Raw genomic sequence first — 18,535 nt, 5'->3', positions numbered from 1 at the left:
GGTAAGCGTCCGTAAGAATCAGTAGCTCAGGCTCATCGACGGCAGGCGTGTGCTCGGATGGCCGCTGTTGGTCGCGCTCGGCGACGTGTCGAGCGGCGCGCCCATGTGGTAGCTCGTGCCGAAGTTCGAATGCACGTTGATTTCAACCGGCTTGCCCTTGTCGCGATATTCCGTGATCTCCGTGCCGTTCGGGCTCTTTTCGTAGAAGCTCGGCAGGCGCGGCTGATTGATCTCGACCTTCGAGCTGACCTCAGCGGCCGGGCGATTGATCGCGTCCAGGTCCGGCAGGCCGGCCTGTTCGTTGGCGGACAGAGGCCGGTCGGCGGGCGGCGGTGCGTCAACGGGCTGGGCAGCCATCGCAGTGCTGGCGATGGCGAGTGCCAGCGCAACGGCGACGGGAAGGAGCGGCTTCATGGTGATTCTCCAATAGGGTGACCCGATTCTAGCAAATCCAGCCTTGCCTACGGGCGCGGTGCCCTTATTTTGCGCCGCTTTCGAACGCCGTGCGCGCGGCATGCGCGCAATCCGGCAGACGCCGGTTGGTCGGTCCCCGATGATCAATCCTGCAAGGTTCCGTGGTAATGTCAGCTCATCAATCGAGGCGAACGACGATGAACAACAACACCAATCAGCGCGCGGTGCAAACGCCCGCCAATGACTTCCCGACCGAGGCCTTCGACGACGCGGCAGACGCCGTCACTCATCTGTCTGCCATCTACGAGGCGAACACGTCTTTCCTGCGCGACGCGTTTGCGCGTTACCGGCGCAACGAGCCGTTCGAGCACCGCGTGCGCGCCTGTTACCCGTTCGTCAGGGTGTGCACCGAGGTCAATACGCATATAGATTCACGCCGCTCGTATGGTTTCGTGGCGGGACCCGGCGTGTTCGAAACCACCGTGACGCGGCCCGATCTGTTCGGCAACTATTATCGCGAGCAGTTACGGCTACTGGCGAAGAACCATCATGTGCAGATCGAAGTGGGCGTGTCGGATCAGCCTATCCCGGTTCATTTTGCGTTTGCGGAAGGTATCCATCTGGAGGGCGACCTGGATCGCGAGCGCCTGCTTGGCATCCGCGACGTGTTCGATACGCCGGATTTGCGTTTTCTCGACGATCGTATCGTCAACGGCACTTACGAACCGGGACCGGGCGAGCCGCATCCGCTGGCGCTGTTCACGGCGGCGCGGGTCGATTTCTCGCTGCACCGGCTCAAGCACTACACGGCGACCGCGCCCACGCATTGCCAGAACTACGTGCTGTACACGAACTATCAGTTCTATATCGACGAGTTCGTCAAACTAGGCCGCACGATGATGGCTCACACGGACGATGCCGAGTTGCGCACGTACCGCAGCGAGTACACGTCGTTTGTCGAGCCGGGCGACGTGATCACCTACAACGCGAATCTCGGCGATCAGGAGACCGAAGGCACGCCGCCGCCGCGCCTGCCGCAGATGCCTGCGTACCACCTGAAGCGCGCCGACGGCAGCGGCATCACGATGATCAACATTGGCGTGGGACCGTCGAACGCGAAGACGATCACCGACCATATCGCCGTGCTGCGTCCGCATGCGTGGATCATGCTTGGTCACTGCGCGGGTCTGCGCAACACGCAGCGTCTCGGCGACTACGTGCTGGCGCACGGCTATGTGCGCGAAGATCACGTGCTCGACGACGATCTGCCGCTGTGGGTGCCGATTCCGGCGCTCGCCGAAGTACAGGTGGCGCTGGAGCGCGCGGTCGCGCAGGTGACGCAGCTCGACGGCGTCGAACTCAAGCGCGTGATGCGCACGGGGACGGTGGCGAGCGTCGACAACCGCAACTGGGAATTGCGCGATCATCGCGAGCCGGTGCAGCGGCTATCGCAAAGCCGCGCGATTGCGCTCGATATGGAAAGCGCGACGATTGCCGCCAACGGCTTTCGTTTCCGCGTGCCTTACGGCACCTTACTGTGCGTCTCGGACAAGCCCTTGCACGGCGAACTGAAGCTGCCGGGAATGGCGGACCAGTTCTATCGCGCGCAGGTCGATCAGCATTTGCAGATCGGCGTGAAGGCGATGGAATTGCTGCGCATGAACGGGCTGCATCGTTTGCATAGCCGCAAGCTGCGGAGTTTTGCGGAAGTGGCGTTTCAGTGAGACGGCGGGTGAGGGCCGGCCGGTCGAAACACGGCCGCGCCTGAAGCTCAAAACTCAAGCTCAAACTAAAACTGCCCAAACCCCGTCAACCCGATCAAACTGCCCGCCGCCAGCAACCACAACGGGTGAATGCGCGTCCTGACCGCCATTACCGCGCAAACCGCGGTGATGGCCCACGCGATCGGCGTCGTATCCGAGGCATGTGCGATCAGCGCCGCGCTCGCGGCTACCAGCCCGGCCGTCACCGGCACCAGCCCGGCTTGTGCATAGCGGCGCCACGGGCGGTCCTTGAAGCGCTCCCATGCCTTGAGCGCGAGAATCGTCACGATCGACGATGGACCGAACTTTGCCACCGACGTCACCAGCATTCCCGCCCACCCGGCCACATGCCAGCCGATGAGGGTCACGACCATCAGGTTCGGACCGGGCGCCGCCTGCGCCAGCGCGAAGAGCGCGCTGAACTCGCTGGCGGGCATCCAGTGATGCACGTCGACCACCTGACGTTGCATCTCCGGCAGGATCGTATTGCCGCCGCCGAACGCCAGCAGCGACAACTGGCTGAAGATGATCGCGAGCGAGATCAAGGTGTCGTTCATGGTGTAGTCCTCGATGCGAGGTAGATGCTCAGCGGAGTGAGGACCAGCATCGTGGGGAGCAACGGCAGGCGCAGCAGCGCGATCGCCAGGAAGCCCAGCACGGCGACCATCGTGCCAACCGGTTTGCGCCACAACGGCAGCACGATCTTCACGGCCATCGAGATCAATAATCCGGCCGCGGCGGCAGCGAGTCCGGCAAACAGATGACGGATGTGCGGATCGTTCTGCGTGTGCTCGTAGAGCACGCCCAGGCCGATCACGACCAGCGATGGCCCGGCGATCAATCCGAGCAGGCCCGCAAGCGCGCCGGACAAGCCGCGAAAACGCATGCCGATCGCTACCGACAGGTTGATCACATTGCCGCCCGGCAGAAACTGGCACAGCCCTAACAGATCGGTGAAGTCCGAGGCGGAAAGCCAGCGACGCTGCTCGACGATCGCGCGTCGTGCGAGCGGCAGTGCGCCGCCGAACGAGATCAGCCCGAGGCCAAGAAAACCGAGGAAGATTTCGCTGACGCTGGGCGGCGGCGCGAGGCCGGTTTCGGTTCCGGCTTGCCCGGAGGGGAGGTTTGAGTCCATGTTTTAAGCCATCTTGTGCATGCTGGGGAGGTTAACGCCGTTTTGTCCATCGGCAAAACGATTTCTCGGGCGTCTCCTTGTGATCTAGAATCACAAGCATGGCTCGAATTCTTCCTCCTTTTGCGGCGCTGCGCGCCTTCGAAGCCGCGGCGCGGCATGAGAGTTTCACGGCTGCAGCGAACGAATTGCATGTGACGCACGGTGCGATTAGCCGCCAGGTCGCAGCCTTGGAGGCGTGGGTCGGCGTGCAGGTATTTCATCGCGCGGGCAAGCGGGTTCGTCTGACCGATGACGGGCGCCGCTATCTGGCGACCATCCAGACCGCCTTCGACAGCATCTCCGTTGCGACGGCCCAGCTACGCGACACCGGCGTGGTGCATGTGCTGCGTGTCAACGCGTTGCCCACCTTCGCCATGAAGTGGCTGTTGCCGCGCCTCGCGCAGTTTCAGCGCAAGATGCCCAACGTGGAGTTGCGGCTGTCGACTTCGAATACGCCCGTCGAAATTCTGGAAGGCTATGACGTGGCAGTCAGGCGCGGTCCGGCGCATTGGCCGAATTGCGTGAGCGGACATTTTCTGGGCGAAAGCGAGTTGCCGGTATGCAGTCCCGCGCTATTGCAGCGCGCACCCATCAAGGTTGCCGATGATCTCGCGCGTCATGTGCTGCTGCATTCGGACACGCGTCCGGATGCGTGGCGCAACTGGCTCGGCGCAGCGGGCGTGCGGGCGAAGTGTCGCAAGAAGCAATCGTTCGATCACTTCTATCTGGCGCTGCAAGCGGCCGTGGATGGACTCGGCGTGGCGCTTGGGCCGATCCCGATGCTGGCGGACGAACTCGCATCGGGCAGGCTCGTGATGCCGCTCGACGGTCCGCGACTCGACGCACGTGGCTACTGGTGGGTCGCACGGCGCGAAGTGGCGCACGCGCCTCTGGTCGAACAGTTTTGCCGCTGGCTGCAGGAGCAGGGCGATCAGGCGGATGAGGTGGAGCGCGCTTAAACGCGTACAGGCGCGTTTAAGCACTCGATACGACGGCGGGGAGCGCCAGCATGATCCGACGTCCTCGCCGCAACAAACGAACAAAAAGCCGCGTGGCAGCGCGCCACGCGGCGTTCATCGAATGCCGTCCTATAAGGCTTTAAAAAAGGGCTTTAAAAGGGCTTTAAAAACGCCCGGCCTTACACCTTACAGGTAGAACATCCGGTCTTCGTCCGACTTCGCAGGATGCGGTTCTGCCTCGTCGCGATCTTCGTAGAACTTGAGCACCGCTTCGAGCACCTGGTCCGGATCGTCGATGACCTGCATCAGGTTCATGTCGTCCGGATTGATGAGGCCCATCGGCGTGAGCGAATTCTTGAACCACGAGAGCAGGCCTTCCCAGAACTCGCCGCCCACCAGAATGATCGGCACGTGGCGCGATTTCTTGGTCTGAATGAGCGTGAGCACTTCTGCGAGTTCATCCAGCGTGCCGAAGCCGCCCGGCATCACGATCACCGCGTCCGAATTTTTCACGAACGTGACCTTGCGCGTGAAGAAGTGACGAAAGCGCAGCGAGATGTCTTGCCACTGGTTGCCCGATTGCTCGTGCGGCAGTTCGATGTTCAGGCCCACCGACGGCGCCTTGCCCGCATGCGCGCCCTTGTTGGCTGCTTCCATGATGCCGGGGCCGCCGCCGGAGATCACCGCAAAGCCCGCGTCCGATAACTTGCGCGCAATCTGCGTGGCGAGTTTGTAGTATGGCGAGTTCGGTTTCAGGCGCGCTGAACCATAGATGCTGACAGCCGGGCGAATCTCCGAGAGGTACTCGGTCGCCTCAATAAACTCTGCCATAATCGTGAACATCTGCCACGATGCGCGAGCCTTTTTGGCTGTCGCGCGCTCTTGATCTGCGAGTGATCGCAGACTCGGAATCACTTTTCTCTTTGTCATAATGCCTGAAGAACGAGTCCTGGAAACTAAGCTGGGCACCGAGCTGGAAGGAAAGACCCTGCTATTGGTCGACGGTTCGAGTTATCTGTACCGGGCCTACCATGCGATGCCTGATCTGCGTGGACCCGATGGCGGACCCACGGGTGCGCTATACGGAATCATCAACATGCTGCGGCGCATGCGCAAGGAAGTTACAGCAGAGTATAGCGCGTGCGTGTTCGACGCCAAGGGCAAAACGTTCCGCGACGACTGGTATCCCGACTACAAGGCGAACCGTCCTTCGATGCCCGAAGACCTCGCGCAGCAGATCGAGCCGATCCACGTCGCGGTGCGCGCGCTCGGCTGGCCGCTGCTGATGATCGACGGCGTCGAAGCGGACGACGTGATCGGCACCTTGAGCGTCGAGGCGGAAAAGCGCGGCATGAAGGTGATCGTCTCGACGGGCGACAAAGACCTGGCGCAACTCGTCACAGACAACGTCACGCTCATCAATACGATGACCAACGAGACACTCGACCGTGCCGGCGTGCTGGCGAAATTCGGCGTGCCGCCGGAGCGCATCGTCGACTACCTGTCGTTGATCGGCGATACGGTGGACAACGTGCCCGGCGTCGAAAAGTGTGGTCCCAAGACCGCAGTCAAGTGGCTCACGCAATACGAAACGCTGGATGGCATCGTCGAACATGCGAACGACATCAAGGGCGCGGTAGGCGAGAACCTGCGCCGCGCGCTGGATTTTCTGCCCATGGCGCGCAAGCTCGTGACGGTCGATACGCAATGCGACCTGGCGCAGCATCTGGTGTCGATCGAAGAAAGCCTCGCGACGCGCGCCGAAGCGCGCGACGAGTTGCGCGACATCTTCGCGCGCCACGGCTTCAAGACGTGGCTGCGCGAAGTCGAAGTGGCGGAAGTCGTGGACGGTCCGGCGGCGGGCGTGGACGTTGCACCGGTAATCGACGGCGAGCGTCACTACGATACCGTGCAGACGTGGGAGCAGTTCGACGCGTGGCTCGCCAGGGTCAACGCGGCAGAGATAACCGCCTTCGACACGGAAACCACCGCGCTCGATCCGATGTCGGCGCAACTGGTGGGCATTTCGCTGTCGGTCGAGCCTAATTCTGCTGCGTATATTCCGGTTGCGCACCGTGGCCCGGATCATCCGCAGCAACTGCCGCGCGACGAAGTGCTGGCAAAGCTCAAGCCGTGGCTCGAAAGCGCCGGCCATAAAAAAGTCGGCCAGCATATGAAGTACGACGAGCAGGTGCTCGCCAACTACGGCATCGTCATGGACGGCATCGAGCACGATACGTTGCTGCAATCGTACGTGCTGGAATCGCATCGCACGCACGACATGGACAGCCTCGCGCTGCGCCATCTCGGCATCAAGACCATCAAGTACGAAGAGGTGGCGGGCAAGGGCGCGGGGCAGATCGGCTTCGATGAAGTCGCGCTCGAACAGGCCGCCGAATACGCCGCGGAAGACGCGGACATCACGCTGCGCCTGCACCAGGCCTTGTATCCGCAAGTGGCCGCGGACGAAGGCTTAAAGCGCGTCTATAGCGACATCGAAGTACCCACCTCGCGCGTATTGCGCAAGATGGAGCGTACCGGCGTGCTGATCGACGCAGAAAAGCTGCGTGTGCAAAGCAATGAAATTGCCACGCGCCTGATCGAACTGGAAACGCAGGCCTATACGCTCGCCGGCGGCGAATTCAATCTTGGCTCGCCCAAGCAGATCGGGCAGATTTTCTTCGAGAAGCTGCAATTGCCGGTGGTCAAAAAGACGCCGAGCGGCGCGCCGTCCACGGACGAAGAAGTGCTGCAGAAGCTGGCCGAAGATTACCCGTTGCCGAAGCTGCTGCTCGAACATCGCGGCCTGTCGAAGCTGAAGTCCACGTATACGGACAAGCTGCCGCGCATGGTCAACGCCGAGACGGGGCGCGTGCATACCAACTATGCGCAGGCCGTGGCGGTCACCGGGCGGCTCGCTTCGAACGACCCGAATCTGCAGAACATTCCGGTGCGCACCACGGAAGGCCGTCGCATTCGCGAGGCCTTCATTGCGCCGCCGGGTCACAAGCTCGTCTCCGCGGATTATTCGCAGATCGAACTGCGCATCATGGCGCACATTTCCGGCGACGCGTCGCTGTTGCGCGCGTTCGCGCAGGGCGAAGACATCCACCGCGCCACGGCGGCGGAAATCTTCGGCGTGACGCCGCTCGAGGTTTCGAGCGATCAGCGGCGCGTGGCGAAGGTGATCAACTTCGGCCTGATCTACGGCATGAGCGCGTTCGGTCTGGCGGCGAACCTGGGCATCACGCGCGATGCGGCCAAGCTCTACATTGACCGCTACTTTGCGCGCTATCCCGGCGTCGCGAGCTACATGGACGAAACGCGCATGAGCGCGAAGTCCAAGGGCTATGTCGAAACCGTGTTCGGCCGCCGGCTGTGGCTGCCGGAAATCAACGGCGGCAACGGACCGCGCCGCCAGGCCGCCGAGCGCGCCGCCATCAACGCGCCGATGCAAGGCACCGCCGCCGATCTGATCAAGATGTCGATGATCGCCGTGCAGAACTGGCTTGAAGCCTCCAACACCGGCACGCGCATGATCATGCAGGTGCACGACGAACTGATCCTCGAAGTGCCGGACGGCGAACTCTCCGAGGTGCGCAAGCGTTTGCCCGAACTGATGTGCGGCGTGGCCTCGCTGAAAGTGCCGCTGGTCGCGGAAGTGGGAGCCGGCGCCAACTGGGAAGAGGCACATTGACGCAGGCTTGACGATCACGCGATATCGTCGTGCGCATGTCACACATGCGCCGCGATGGCTTGTGGCAAACCGTGCTGCTCGCTGACAATCACTGACAGAAGGCTCCTACGCGGATTACCTAGATGACGTAGGCTTGCCTCGACGCACAACCAATCAGCAAACACGGAGAACTACGATGCATCGTTTTATCGTCGTTGGTGGAGGTGCGGGAGGGCTGGAGTTGGCGACACGTCTCGGTGATCGCTATGCCCCACGTAAGAACAAGGGCGAGGCGCGCGCGCTGGTCACGCTCGTCGACCGTAATCCGACCCATATCTGGAAACCGCTGCTGCACGAAGTGGCTGCCGGCAGCATGGACCCGTTCACCCAGGAACTCGAATACGCCGCCCAGGCGCGCTGGCATGGCTTCGAGTTTCAGCAGGGCGAGTTGCAGGGACTCGACCGCGCCGCGAAGCAGATCACGCTCGCGCCGGTCATCGATGACGACGGCGCCGAGTTGCTGCCGCAGCGCGTGCTCGAATACGACACGCTGGTGGTGGCGATTGGCAGTACGACGCATTTCTTCGGCGTGCAGGGCGCGCCGGAATATTCGCTGGCTCTGGACACCGTCGGCCAGGCCGAGCGGTTTCGCAAACGCCTGATCGCGGCCTGCATGCGCGCGGAGCATCAGGTCCACGAACCGGTGGAATCGGGACACGACACCTCCGTGCCGTCGACGGAGCCGCGCGTGCAGGTGGCGATCGTCGGCGCCGGCGCGACGGGGGTCGAATTGTCTGCGGAATTGCGCAACACGGCGCAGGTGTTGTCCGCGTATGGACTGCATAAGCTCGATCCGCGTCACGACGTGGGCATCGTGCTGATCGAGGCGGGTCCGCGCATCTTGCCGGCCTTGCAGGAGCGTGTTTCCACCGCCACGGCGGAATTGTTGACCAAGCTGGGCGTCAAGCTGATGACCGGCGAAACGGTGGCCGAAGTTGCACCGGGCCTCGTGCGGACTGCGAGCGGCAAAACCATTCGCGCCGATCTGACGGTGTGGGCGGCGGGGATCAAGGCGCCGGCCATCCTGAGCCAGCTCGACGGCTTGCCGGTCAACCGGCTCGGCCAGTTGGTCGTGCGCCGGACGCTACAAACCGAGACCGACGACAATGTCTTCGCGCTCGGCGATTGCGCCGCCTGTCCGTGGCCGGGCAACGAGCGCAACGTGCCGCCGCGGGCGCAGGCCGCCCACCAGCAGGCGAGCTTTCTGCTAAAGGCGCTGGCTGCGCGGCTCGAGAATCAGCCGCTGCCGGAATTCACCTATCGGGACTTCGGCTCGCTGGTGTCGCTCGGGCATTTCAGCGCGGTCGGCAATCTGATGGGCGGGGTGATCGGCGGCAATATGCTGATCGAAGGGCTGTTTGCGCGCTTCATGTATATGTCGCTGTACCGGCTGCATATTGCCGCGCTGCACGGCTACGCGCGGATGGTGCTCGACACCTTCGCACATTGGCTGCGCCGCACGACGCTGCCGCGGGTGAAGCTGCACTGAGCGAAGGCGTATCCTGTTGCCTTTCGCACCGTCGTCTAGCGCCGTTTACTGCTCTTCATCGCTCTTCACTCGAGTTCACCCAAGGAGTGCTGCATGCTGAAACCTGAAATCGACAGCCTGGTCCCGCACGTTCCGTTCAATCGCCGCACGTTCATCAAAGCCGCGCTCGGCACGGGATTCGCCGCCGCGGTGATGCCGGTGTCCGCGCAAACCATCCATACCGACAGCGAAGGTCTCGAAGCCGGCGAAGTTGCCGTGCATTCGGGCGACACGCTCGTGCCGGCCTATCGCGCGCAGCCTGCGGGCAAGACGCATTTGCCCGTGATCATCGTCGTGCACGAGATTTTCGGCGTGCATGAGCACATCGCCGACGTCTGTCGGCGCTTCGCCAAGCAAGGTTATCTGGCGATCGCGCCGGATCTTTACGTGCGCGAAGGCGATGCATCGGCGTATCCGTCCATGCAACAGTTGAACGATCAGTTGGTCAGCAAGGTACCGGATGAGCAGGTTCTGGCCGACCTCGACGCCACGGTCGCCTGGGCCGGCGCGAACGGCGGCGATCTGAGCCGGCTGGGCGTCAATGGGTTCTGTTGGGGCGGGCGAATTACGTGGCTTTACGCGGAGCACAATCCGCGCGTGAAGGCGGCCGTGGCCTGGTATGGCCGGGTGGCGGGCGCGACCACGGCGAACACGCCGGCCAATCCGGTCGACCGGGTGGCGGATCTGCATGCGCCGGTGCTGGGTCTGTACGGTCTGCAAGATCAGAGCATCCCGCAGGACACGCTTGCGCAGATGAAGCAGTTGATCGCGCAAGGTCCGCAGGCGGGACGCGGCTCGCAATTCGTCGTCTATGACGATGCCGGGCACGCCTTTTTCGCGGACTATCGCCCCAGCTACAAGAAGGCCGATGCCGAAGATGGCTGGCGCCGTGCGCTGGTGTGGTTCAAGCAGCACGGCGTGTGAGATAGGCGCAAGCGGCTGGTGCGGCGGGCGACCTTACCCCGCCGCCGCTGTCTTTACGGATTCGGCCCGGTGGCAACCGGCCGCGCCGGATTCGAAGACCACTCGCTCCACGACCCCGCATAAAGCGCCGCGCCATGTAGGCCGGCCACTTCCATCGCCAGCGCGTTGACGCAGGCCGTCACTCCCGACCCGCACTGCAATACGACGCGGTCCGGTGCGATTCCGGGCAACAACGCCTGGAATTCTTCCCGTAACGAATGGGCCGGCTTGAAGCGGCCGTCCGCGGTCAGGTTGTCCTTGAAGAAGCGGTTCAGCGCGCCCGGGATGTGGCCGCCCACCGGGTCGAGCGTCTCGTTCTCGCCGCGATAGCGGTCTGCCGCGCGTGCGTCGATCACCACGCGTTCATGCGTATCCAGATTGCGCTCCACGGCCTGCACGTCGATGGTGACGGCAAGCGGCGCGCCGGCCTTGAAGTCGCCCGCGCCATGGGGCGCTACCTCTTGCGTCAGCTCGTAGCCGGCGGCTTGCCAGGCCTGCAGGCCGCCATCGAGCAACGCCACGGCGTCGTGACCGAGCCAGCGCAGCAGCCACCAGGCGCGCGCCGCGTACATGCCGCCTTGCGCATCATAGGCAACCACTTGCTGGCCCTGCCGGAGGCCGCGGGCGGTGAGCATGGCGGCGAGTTGTGCGCGGTCCGGCAGCGGATGGCGGCCATTGGTGCCCGTCTTCGGGCTCGACAGATCGTGATCCAGATTCAGGTATTGCGCCCCCGGCACATGGCCGGCCGCGTAGGATTTTTCGCCGGCCTGCGGGTCGGCCAGATCGAAACGGCAGTCGACCACGAACACGCTGCCAGGCGCAGCGCTCAGCCGTTCGGCGAGATTCGCCGCGGAGATCAGGGTGGTGTAGTGGGTGTGTGGCATGACGGGCCCCATGCAGGATGGTTACGAAGCGAGCGGTTTCGGCTCGACCCGGGCCCATGACCAGGCGGGCTCAGGCAGTTCGACCGAATGATCCTGCTAGTCTAAACAAAAAAGACGGGCCGAAGCCCGTCTTTCCGTGATTGCCGGTTAGCCTCGTGGGCTGCGCGACGGTTGCGACACTCGCGCTCTCAGATGGTGCCGAGCTCGCGCCGCAGGAACTCGTGGAAGTGCTGCATGCCGTCTTCCATCGGGCTCTGGTACGGACCGACCTGCGACTCGCCGCGTTCCATCAGCGCGCGGCGGCCGGCGTCCATGCGCTCGGCGATCTCGTCGTCTTCACGCGCCGTTTCCATATATGCGGCGCGTTCCGCCTCGATGAACTCACGCTCGAACAGCGCGATTTCCTCGGGGTAGTAGAACTCGACGACATTGGTGGTTTTCTGCGTGCCGCGCGGAATCAGCCATGACACGACCAGCACGTGCGGGTACCACTCGATCATGAGACCGGGGTAGTACACCATCCAGATGGCGCCGAAATCCGGCGCCTTGCCGTCGCGAAAACGCAGCACTTCGTCGTGCCACTTGCGGTATGTGGGGCTGCCCGGCTGCTCCAGATCCTTGTGGACGCCCACCGTCTGCACGCTATACCACTCGCCGAATTCCCATGTCAGGTCGTCGCAATTGACGAAGCTGCCGAGACCCGGATGGAATGGCGCCACATGGTAGTCCTCGAGGTAGACCTCGATGAAGGACTTCCAGTTGTAGTTGCATTCATGGACTTCGACGTGGTCGAACATGAAGTTCGAGAAGTCGAAATGCTGCTTGGTGCCGAGCCGCGCCAGATCTTTGGCGACATCGCGCCCGGCGGCTTCGAATAGCAATCCTTGCCAGTTCTGCAGCGGCGTGGCGCCGAGATTCAGGCAGGGGTTGTCGGCGAAATGCGGCGCGCCGAGCAGCTGGCCGTTCAGGTCGTAGGTCCAGCGGTGCAGGGGGCAGACGATGTTCTCCGTCTGGCCGCGGCCGTTGAGCATGATGGCTTGCCGATGGCGGCACACGTTCGACAGCAGTTCGACTTGCGACTGCTGGTTACGGACGAGCACGCGCCCCTCGCTCTCGCTGGGCAAGGCAAAATAATTCCCCGCATCCGGCACCATGAGTTCGTGCCCGATGTAGCGAGGACCTTTCTTGAAAAGGGTTTCGATTTCGCGCGTTAGAAGCGCATCGTCAAAGTAAGCCGTGACTGGCAGCTGGCTGTGAACAGACCGCAACTGCAATGCATTGCTCAGATTGGACATTCCCACTCCCGTGAAGACGTGAAAGCAGTGAACAACCCAACCATCGAAGGTTTCGATTTAGGGAGCCCGCGATTATACCCGTTTACCCCTCCTTGGGGCGACTAAGTGTCTGATTTGGGTCAAAATTGTGAAGATGGTTCACTGTTTTCGTCCGAGCAAAAAGGATTTTTTTCTGTCAGGCTCTGGGGGAGCCGTAAGGGAAGCGGGCGGAGTGGGGACCGCAAGCGGATCGGTTTGGTCGCTTTTGCCGTAGAATGTCCGACTTGTTTTAATTTTGCGACCATTCATGGCGAAGACCGCATCGAAAGATACCGTTGCAACGGCCGCCGAAGGCGCTGACAGCACACCCTTGCCCGAGAATTACGAAGCGGCGCTGGCGGAGCTGGAAGGCCTCGTGGCCCGGATGGAAGGCGGCAGTCTGAGCCTCGAGGAATCGCTGTCCGCCTATCGGCGCGGCGCGGCCCTCGTGACGTTTTGCCAGCAGCAACTGGAAAAGGTCGAGCAGCAGGTGCGGGTTCTCGACGGCGAGACCCTCAAGCCGCTGCCCATGAGTGGCGCAGGCACAACCGCTACTGAGAGCGGGGACGACCTATGACCTTCGAACAATGGATGCACTCGGTACTCGGGCGCGTCGAAACGGCACTCGAACACTATTTGCCGGCGCCTTCCGTCGCCCCGGCGCAATTGCATGAAGCCATGCGCTACGCCGTGCTGGGCGGCGGCAAGCGGGTGCGTCCGCTGTTGTGCCATGCGGCGGGCGAGCTGACCGGTGCCGGCGCCGATTGCCTTGACGCAGCGGCGGCCGCGCTGGAGATGATCCACGTCTACTCGCTGGTGCATGACGACATGCCCTGCATGGACGACGACGCATTGCGCCGCGGCAAGCCCACGGTGCACGTCAAGTATGATGAACCGACCGCCTTGCTGGTGGGCGACGCGCTGCAGTCGCAGGCGTTCGTCGCGCTGACGTCTGAAGTGCTGGCGCCCGCGCAACAGGCCGCGCTGGTGCGCGAGCTGGCGCTGGCGAGCGGCTCGATCGGCATGGCGGGGGGCCAGGCCATCGACCTGGCGAGCGTCGGCCACACGCTGACGCGGCCGCAACTCGAAACGATGCATCGCATGAAGACCGGGGCGCTGCTGCGCGCGTCGGTGCGCATGGGTGCACTGGCCGGCGCAACGCCGAGCGCGGATGCCATGCGTTCGCTCGACGCGTACGCGGCGGCCGTGGGCCTCGCGTTTCAGGTGGTGGACGACATTCTGGACGTCACGACCGATTCCGCGACGCTCGGCAAAACGGCAGGCAAAGACGCGAAGGACGGCAAGCCGACCTACGTGTCGATCATTGGGCTCGAGGCGTCGCGCGAACTCGCCGCGCAATTGCGCACCGATGCCCACGCTGCAATCGCGCCGTTTGGCGCGCGGGCGCAGCGTCTTGCCGAACTGGCTGATCTGGTGGTGAACCGGGTTAGCTGAACGCGAAAGCCCGCCGCCGCGCATTCGCCACGATGAATGCGTGAATGAAGTGCGGGCGCGTAAGTTTTCCTACAATGGAACGACGATGTACGACTTGCTGAAAACCATCGACGACCCGGCGGATCTGCGCCGCCTCGATCGCCGCCAATTGCAACCGCTTGCAGACGAGTTGCGTGCCTACGTGCTCGACAGCGTCTCCAAGACCGGTGGACACCTGTCGTCCAATCTTGGCACGGTCGAACTGACGATTGCGCTGCACTACGTGTTCGACACGCCGCGCGACCGGATCGTCTGGGATGTCGGCCATCAGACCTATCCGCACAAGATCCTGACGGGCCGCCGCGACCAGATGCATTCGCTGCGTCAGTACGGCGGCATCTCGGGTTTCCCGCGCCGCAGCGAGTCGGAGTACGACACGTTCGGCACGGCTCACTCGAGCACCTCGATCTCGGCCGCGCTCGGCATGGCGATCGCCAGCAAGCTGCAAGGCCAGAACCATATGGGCATCGCCGTGATCGGCGACGGCGCGATGACGGCCGGCATGGCCTTCGAGGCGATGAACAATGCGGGCGTCGAAGACGACGTGCCGCTGCTCGTGATCCTGAACGACAACGACATGTCGATTTCGCCGCCGGTGGGCGCGCTGAATCGCCATCTGGCGCGTCTGATGTCGGGCCGCTTCTACGCAGCGGCGCGCGCCGGCGTGGAGCGCGTGCTGCGCGTCGCGCCGCCGATGCTCGACCTCGCCCGCAAGCTCGAAGAGCACGCCAAGGGCATGATCGTGCCGGCCACGCTGTTCGAGGAATTCGGTTTCAACTACATCGGCCCGATCGACGGTCACGACCTCGACTCGCTGATCCCGACGCTGCAGAACATCAAGGAACTGCGCGGTCCGCAATTCCTGCACGTCGTGACCAAGAAGGGTCAGGGCTACAAGCTGGCCGAAGCGGACCCGGTGCTGTACCACGGCCCCGGCAAGTTCAATCCGGCTGAGGGCATCAAGCCGGCCGCGGCGCCGTCGAAGAAGGCGTACATGCATGTGTTCGGCGAATGGCTGTGCGACGCCGCCGAACTCGACCCGCGCGTCGTCGGCATTACGCCCGCCATGCGCGAAGGCTCGGGCATGGTGGAATTCGAGAAGCGCTTCCCGGACCGCTATTTCGACGTCGGCATTGCCGAGCAGCACGCGGTGACTTTCGCGGGCGGTCTCGCCGCCGACGGCATGAAGCCGGTCGTGGCGATCTACTCCACGTTCCTGCAGCGCGCGTATGACCAGTTGATCCACGACGTTGCCTTGCAGAACCTGCCGGTGGTGTTCGCCATCGACCGTGCGGGCCTGGTCGGCGCGGACGGCGCAACGCACGCGGGCGCCTACGATCTGGCGTTCATGCGCTGCATTCCGAACATGACGGTCATGGCGCCGTCCGACGAAAACGAATGCCGCCAGATGCTGTACACGGCACTGCAGCAGTCGGGGCCGGCGGCAGTGCGCTATCCGCGCGGCGCGGGTACCGGCATCGCAACAGTCAAGCAGATGACCGCGCTGCCGGTGGGCAAGGGCGAAGTGCGCCGCGAAACGGCGCAACCGGCTGGCAAGCGGATCGCGATTCTGGCGTTCGGCACGATGGTCGCACCGTCGCTGGCAGCGGCTGAGGAACTGGACGCCACCGTGGCGAACATGCGCTTCGTCAAGCCGCTCGACGCCGAACTGGTGCGCCAGTTGGCCGAGACACATGACTACCTCGTGACGGTCGAAGAAGGCTGCATCATGGGCGGCGCGGGTTCGGCCTGCGTCGAAGCCCTGCTCGCCAGTGGGGTTATGCGGCCCGTACTACAATTGGGCCTCCCCGATCGATTCATCGATCATGGAGATCCGGCCCAACTGCTTTCGGAGTGCGGTCTGGATAGCGCGGGCATTGCTAAGTCGATCCGCGAACGCTTCCTGGATCACGCCGCCGGCAAGTCCGTCAAGCGCGTCGCTTAATGGCGTCGTTGGTGGCGTTAGCACGCAGGTCGTAAGACCGGGCCGGGCGCCGAAGTTCGCGGGCGCTATCGCGGCTATAGCAATCTCCAACTTGAATCGATGGGCCCTCGGGCTCATCATGCAACGCCGGCTTCAGCCGGCGTTCGCCGTTGCGTGCGTCGATCCGCGCGGCGGCTGAGCACCCCAGGCCGTCGCCGAGCGACGCGCCCGCAGCGGGCGCAGGAATTTGGGGCAGCCCGGCGTTTTCTAAAGGACAAGAAGATGAATCAGATGAATCCCGCCTTCGTGATGCCCGACGTGCAGAGCACCGTCGACACGCGCCAGATCCCGATTCAACGGGTCGGCGTGAAGGCGGTGCGCCATCCGCTGACGGTGCGCACGCAAGGCGGCGAGGTGCAGCCGACGGTCGGTACATGGAACCTCGACGTCCATCTGCCGGCGGATCAGAAGGGCACGCATATGTCGCGTTTCGTGGCGCTGCTCGAAGAGAACAAGGCGCCGCTGGACGCATCGACATTTCGCACCATGCTGGCGGCGATGCTCGAAAAGCTCGAAGCCGAAGCCGGCCGTATCGAAGTGTCGTTCCCGTACTTCGTCAACAAGACCGCGCCGGTCTCGGGCGTGCAAAGTCTGCTGGACTACGAAGTGACGCTGACGGGCGACATTCGCAACGGCGTGACGCGTCTGTTTCTCAAGGTGCTGGTTCCGGTGACGAGCCTGTGCCCGTGCTCGAAAAAGATCTCGCAATACGGCGCGCACAATCAGCGCTCGCACGTGACGATCAACGCTGAACTGAACGGCGACGTGCCGGTGGAAGAGCTGATTCGGATTGCTGAAGAAGAGGCGTCGTGCGAATTGTGGGGCTTGCTGAAGCGGCCGGACGAGAAATTCGTCACCGAGCGCGCCTACGAAAATCCGAAGTTCGTCGAAGACCTGGTGCGCGACGTGGCGCAGCGTCTGAATGCGGACGCGCGGATTGTCGCGTATGTGCTGGAAGCAGAGAATTTCGAATCGATCCACAATCACAGCGCTTATGCCGTGATCGAGCGTGATAAGCGGCTGGCAGCCTAAGCCGCTGTGTCTTGCTTTGCGATGAGGTAGAAACGGCCGCTAACGCGGCCGTTCTGATTTGCAGCAGGTCTTTTTGCAGCGGGCGAGGCCGCTGCCCGCGCCTTTAGCTTTGGCGCTGCCGGGCCTGCGCCCGTCTCGTGCAGCAGCCCGCTTACCGCCCAAGCGAAGTCAGATCCCAGCGCGGTTTGACCGTGAATGCATAGTCTTTGCCCGCTTGTTCCGGCCAGCGCTGCAGGCGCAGCGCGCCGGCGAGCGCGATCATCGCGCCGTTGTCGGTGCACAGAGCGAGGTCCGGGTAATGCACGGCGAAGCCGCGCTTCTTCGCGGCGGCGGAGAGCGCCTCGCGCAACTGCCGGTTGGCGCCCACGCCGCCCGCCACCACCAGCCGCTTGAGGCCGGTTCTCTTGAGCGCGGCCAATGACTTCGCCGCCAGAACGTCCACCGCCGCATCGACGAAGCCGCGCGCCAGATCGGCTTTGGCCTGTTCGCAGATATTCGCGCCGCCGAGCTTTTTCACGTGTGTCAGGACGGCGGTTTTCAGGCCGCTGAAGCTGAAATCGAGGTCGCCGGAATGCAGCATGGGGCGCGGCAGAACTACGGCGCCCGGCGTGCCGAATTCCGCCATCCGCGAGACTTCGGGACCGCCCGGATAACCGAGGCCGAGCAGTTTCGCGGTTTTGTCGAAGGCTTCGCCGGCGGCGTCGTCGAGCGTTTCGCCGAGCGTCTCGTAGACGCCCACGTCGGTCACGCGCATCAACTGCGTGTGGCCACCGGAGACGAGCAGCGCGACGAACGGAAACGGCGGCGGCTCATCCACCAGCAGCGGCGACAGCAAGTGCCCTTCAAGATGATGAATGCCGATGGTGGGCTTATCCCACGCCATGGCGAGCGCGTTGGCAATGCTGGCGCCGACGAGCAGCGCGCCCGCCAGTCCCGGCCCCTGCGTGTAGGCAATGGCGTCGATCTCGCCGCGGGCCGTGCCGGCACGCTCCAGCACTTCTTCGAGCAGCGGCAGCGCGCGCCGGATGTGGTCGCGCGACGCCAGTTCCGGCACGACGCCGCCGTATTCCCGGTGCATCGCGATCTGCGAATGCAGCGCGTGCGCGAGCAGGCCGCGCTCCGTGTCGTAGAGCGCGAGACCGGTTTCGTCGCAGGAGCTTTCGATGCCGAGAACGAGCATGATTCGAGGGCCAAAGGGCGCGGCAATATGCGGCGGAACGGCTTGTCTGGCTAAGCCTGCTGGAGGCTTGCGCGCATGTTCAGGCGCCCGGAAAAGTGAAAAGGCAAGCTT

At 63.5% G+C, this 18,535-nt stretch carries 16 protein-coding genes; 9 read left to right on the top strand and 7 right to left on the bottom strand.

From position 1 onward, the window contains the following. Positions 1–18 precede the first annotated feature (18 nt). Positions 19–414 carry a hypothetical protein gene (locus FQ755_RS02625; protein ID WP_144150700.1) on the bottom strand — a complete coding sequence of 132 codons (396 nt, stop codon included), beginning with the start codon at positions 412–414 and terminating at the stop codon, positions 19–21. Positions 415–611: 197 nt separating this feature from the next. Here FQ755_RS02625 and FQ755_RS02620 point away from each other — a divergent pair, with 197 nt between their 5' ends. Beyond that, positions 612–2,138, top strand: coding sequence for an AMP nucleosidase (locus tag FQ755_RS02620; protein ID WP_144150698.1), 1,527 nt, complete (start codon positions 612–614; stop codon positions 2,136–2,138). 65 nt (positions 2,139–2,203) lie between these two features. On the opposite strand, the gene FQ755_RS02615 is transcribed toward FQ755_RS02620, so the two are convergent. Together FQ755_RS02615 and FQ755_RS02610 are read right to left on the bottom strand one after the other, a co-directional pair. Next, entirely contained in the window at positions 2,204–2,734 is a 531-nt protein-coding gene (locus FQ755_RS02615; protein ID WP_144150696.1) for a chromate transporter, read from the bottom strand. Next, a complete protein-coding gene (locus tag FQ755_RS02610; protein ID WP_144150694.1) occupies positions 2,731–3,312 on the bottom strand; it encodes a chromate transporter in 582 nt (193 codons plus the stop codon). The genes FQ755_RS02615 and FQ755_RS02610 overlap by 4 nt, the downstream gene beginning before the upstream one ends. Before the next feature lie 98 nt (positions 3,313–3,410). Here FQ755_RS02610 and FQ755_RS02605 point away from each other — a divergent pair, with 98 nt between their 5' ends. Beyond that, the gene (locus FQ755_RS02605) at positions 3,411–4,310 is read left to right on the top strand and encodes a transcriptional regulator GcvA (RefSeq protein ID WP_144150692.1); all 900 of its coding nucleotides are present in this window, start codon (positions 3,411–3,413) and stop codon (positions 4,308–4,310) included. 186 nt (positions 4,311–4,496) lie between these two features. Here FQ755_RS02605 and FQ755_RS02600 read toward each other — a convergent pair whose 3' ends face one another. Then, complete coding sequence (locus tag FQ755_RS02600; protein ID WP_144150690.1) at positions 4,497–5,240, bottom strand: TIGR00730 family Rossman fold protein; 744 nt, start codon at positions 5,238–5,240, stop codon at positions 4,497–4,499. Position 5,241: 1 nt separating this feature from the next. Between FQ755_RS02600 and polA the strand changes: the two genes are divergently transcribed. The 3 genes from polA to FQ755_RS02585 all read left to right on the top strand — a co-directional run bounded on the left by polA (position 5,242) and on the right by FQ755_RS02585 (position 10,498). Further along, positions 5,242–8,007, top strand: a complete 2,766-nt coding sequence (gene polA, locus FQ755_RS02595; protein WP_144150688.1) for a DNA polymerase I — start codon at positions 5,242–5,244, stop codon at positions 8,005–8,007. Between the two features lie 175 nt (positions 8,008–8,182). Beyond that, entirely contained in the window at positions 8,183–9,535 is a 1,353-nt protein-coding gene (locus FQ755_RS02590) for an NAD(P)/FAD-dependent oxidoreductase (protein WP_144150686.1), read from the top strand. A gap of 93 nt (positions 9,536–9,628) precedes the next feature. Beyond that, the gene (locus FQ755_RS02585; RefSeq protein ID WP_144150684.1) at positions 9,629–10,498 is read left to right on the top strand and encodes a dienelactone hydrolase family protein; all 870 of its coding nucleotides are present in this window, start codon (positions 9,629–9,631) and stop codon (positions 10,496–10,498) included. A 53-nt stretch (positions 10,499–10,551) separates the two neighbouring features. Here the strand turns inward: FQ755_RS02585 and FQ755_RS02580 are convergent, their stop codons facing one another. Together FQ755_RS02580 and FQ755_RS02575 are read right to left on the bottom strand one after the other, a co-directional pair. Beyond that, positions 10,552–11,421 carry a sulfurtransferase gene (locus tag FQ755_RS02580; RefSeq protein WP_144150682.1) on the bottom strand — a complete coding sequence of 290 codons (870 nt, stop codon included), beginning with the start codon at positions 11,419–11,421 and terminating at the stop codon, positions 10,552–10,554. 188 nt (positions 11,422–11,609) lie between these two features. Next, a complete protein-coding gene (locus FQ755_RS02575) occupies positions 11,610–12,716 on the bottom strand; it encodes an aromatic ring-hydroxylating oxygenase subunit alpha (RefSeq protein WP_144150680.1) in 1,107 nt (368 codons plus the stop codon). A gap of 286 nt (positions 12,717–13,002) precedes the next feature. Here FQ755_RS02575 and FQ755_RS02570 point away from each other — a divergent pair, with 286 nt between their 5' ends. From FQ755_RS02570 to folE2, 4 genes are all read left to right on the top strand, one after another. Continuing rightward, positions 13,003–13,311, top strand: a complete 309-nt coding sequence (locus FQ755_RS02570; protein WP_144150678.1) for an exodeoxyribonuclease VII small subunit — start codon at positions 13,003–13,005, stop codon at positions 13,309–13,311. Then, the gene (locus FQ755_RS02565; RefSeq protein ID WP_144150676.1) at positions 13,308–14,189 is read left to right on the top strand and encodes a polyprenyl synthetase family protein; all 882 of its coding nucleotides are present in this window, start codon (positions 13,308–13,310) and stop codon (positions 14,187–14,189) included. Before FQ755_RS02570 ends, FQ755_RS02565 begins: the two co-directional genes overlap by 4 nt. Before the next feature lie 85 nt (positions 14,190–14,274). Then, positions 14,275–16,173, top strand: a complete 1,899-nt coding sequence (gene dxs / locus FQ755_RS02560) for a 1-deoxy-D-xylulose-5-phosphate synthase (protein WP_144150674.1) — start codon at positions 14,275–14,277, stop codon at positions 16,171–16,173. A gap of 261 nt (positions 16,174–16,434) precedes the next feature. Next, positions 16,435–17,244 carry a GTP cyclohydrolase FolE2 gene (gene folE2 / locus FQ755_RS02555; protein WP_144150672.1) on the top strand — a complete coding sequence of 270 codons (810 nt, stop codon included), beginning with the start codon at positions 16,435–16,437 and terminating at the stop codon, positions 17,242–17,244. 151 nt (positions 17,245–17,395) lie between these two features. On the opposite strand, the gene tsaD is transcribed toward folE2, so the two are convergent. Next, the gene (tsaD, locus tag FQ755_RS02550) at positions 17,396–18,424 is read right to left on the bottom strand and encodes a tRNA (adenosine(37)-N6)-threonylcarbamoyltransferase complex transferase subunit TsaD (RefSeq protein ID WP_144150670.1); all 1,029 of its coding nucleotides are present in this window, start codon (positions 18,422–18,424) and stop codon (positions 17,396–17,398) included. Positions 18,425–18,535: the final 111 nt, after the last annotated feature.

The sequence above is a fragment of the Paraburkholderia sp. BCC1885 genome (assembly GCF_900996235.1).
In the GTDB taxonomy this organism is placed as follows: Bacteria; Pseudomonadota; Gammaproteobacteria; order Burkholderiales; family Burkholderiaceae; genus Paraburkholderia.
Note: the sequence above shows the minus strand (reverse complement) of the source record. Positions and strands in the feature narration are given on the sequence as shown.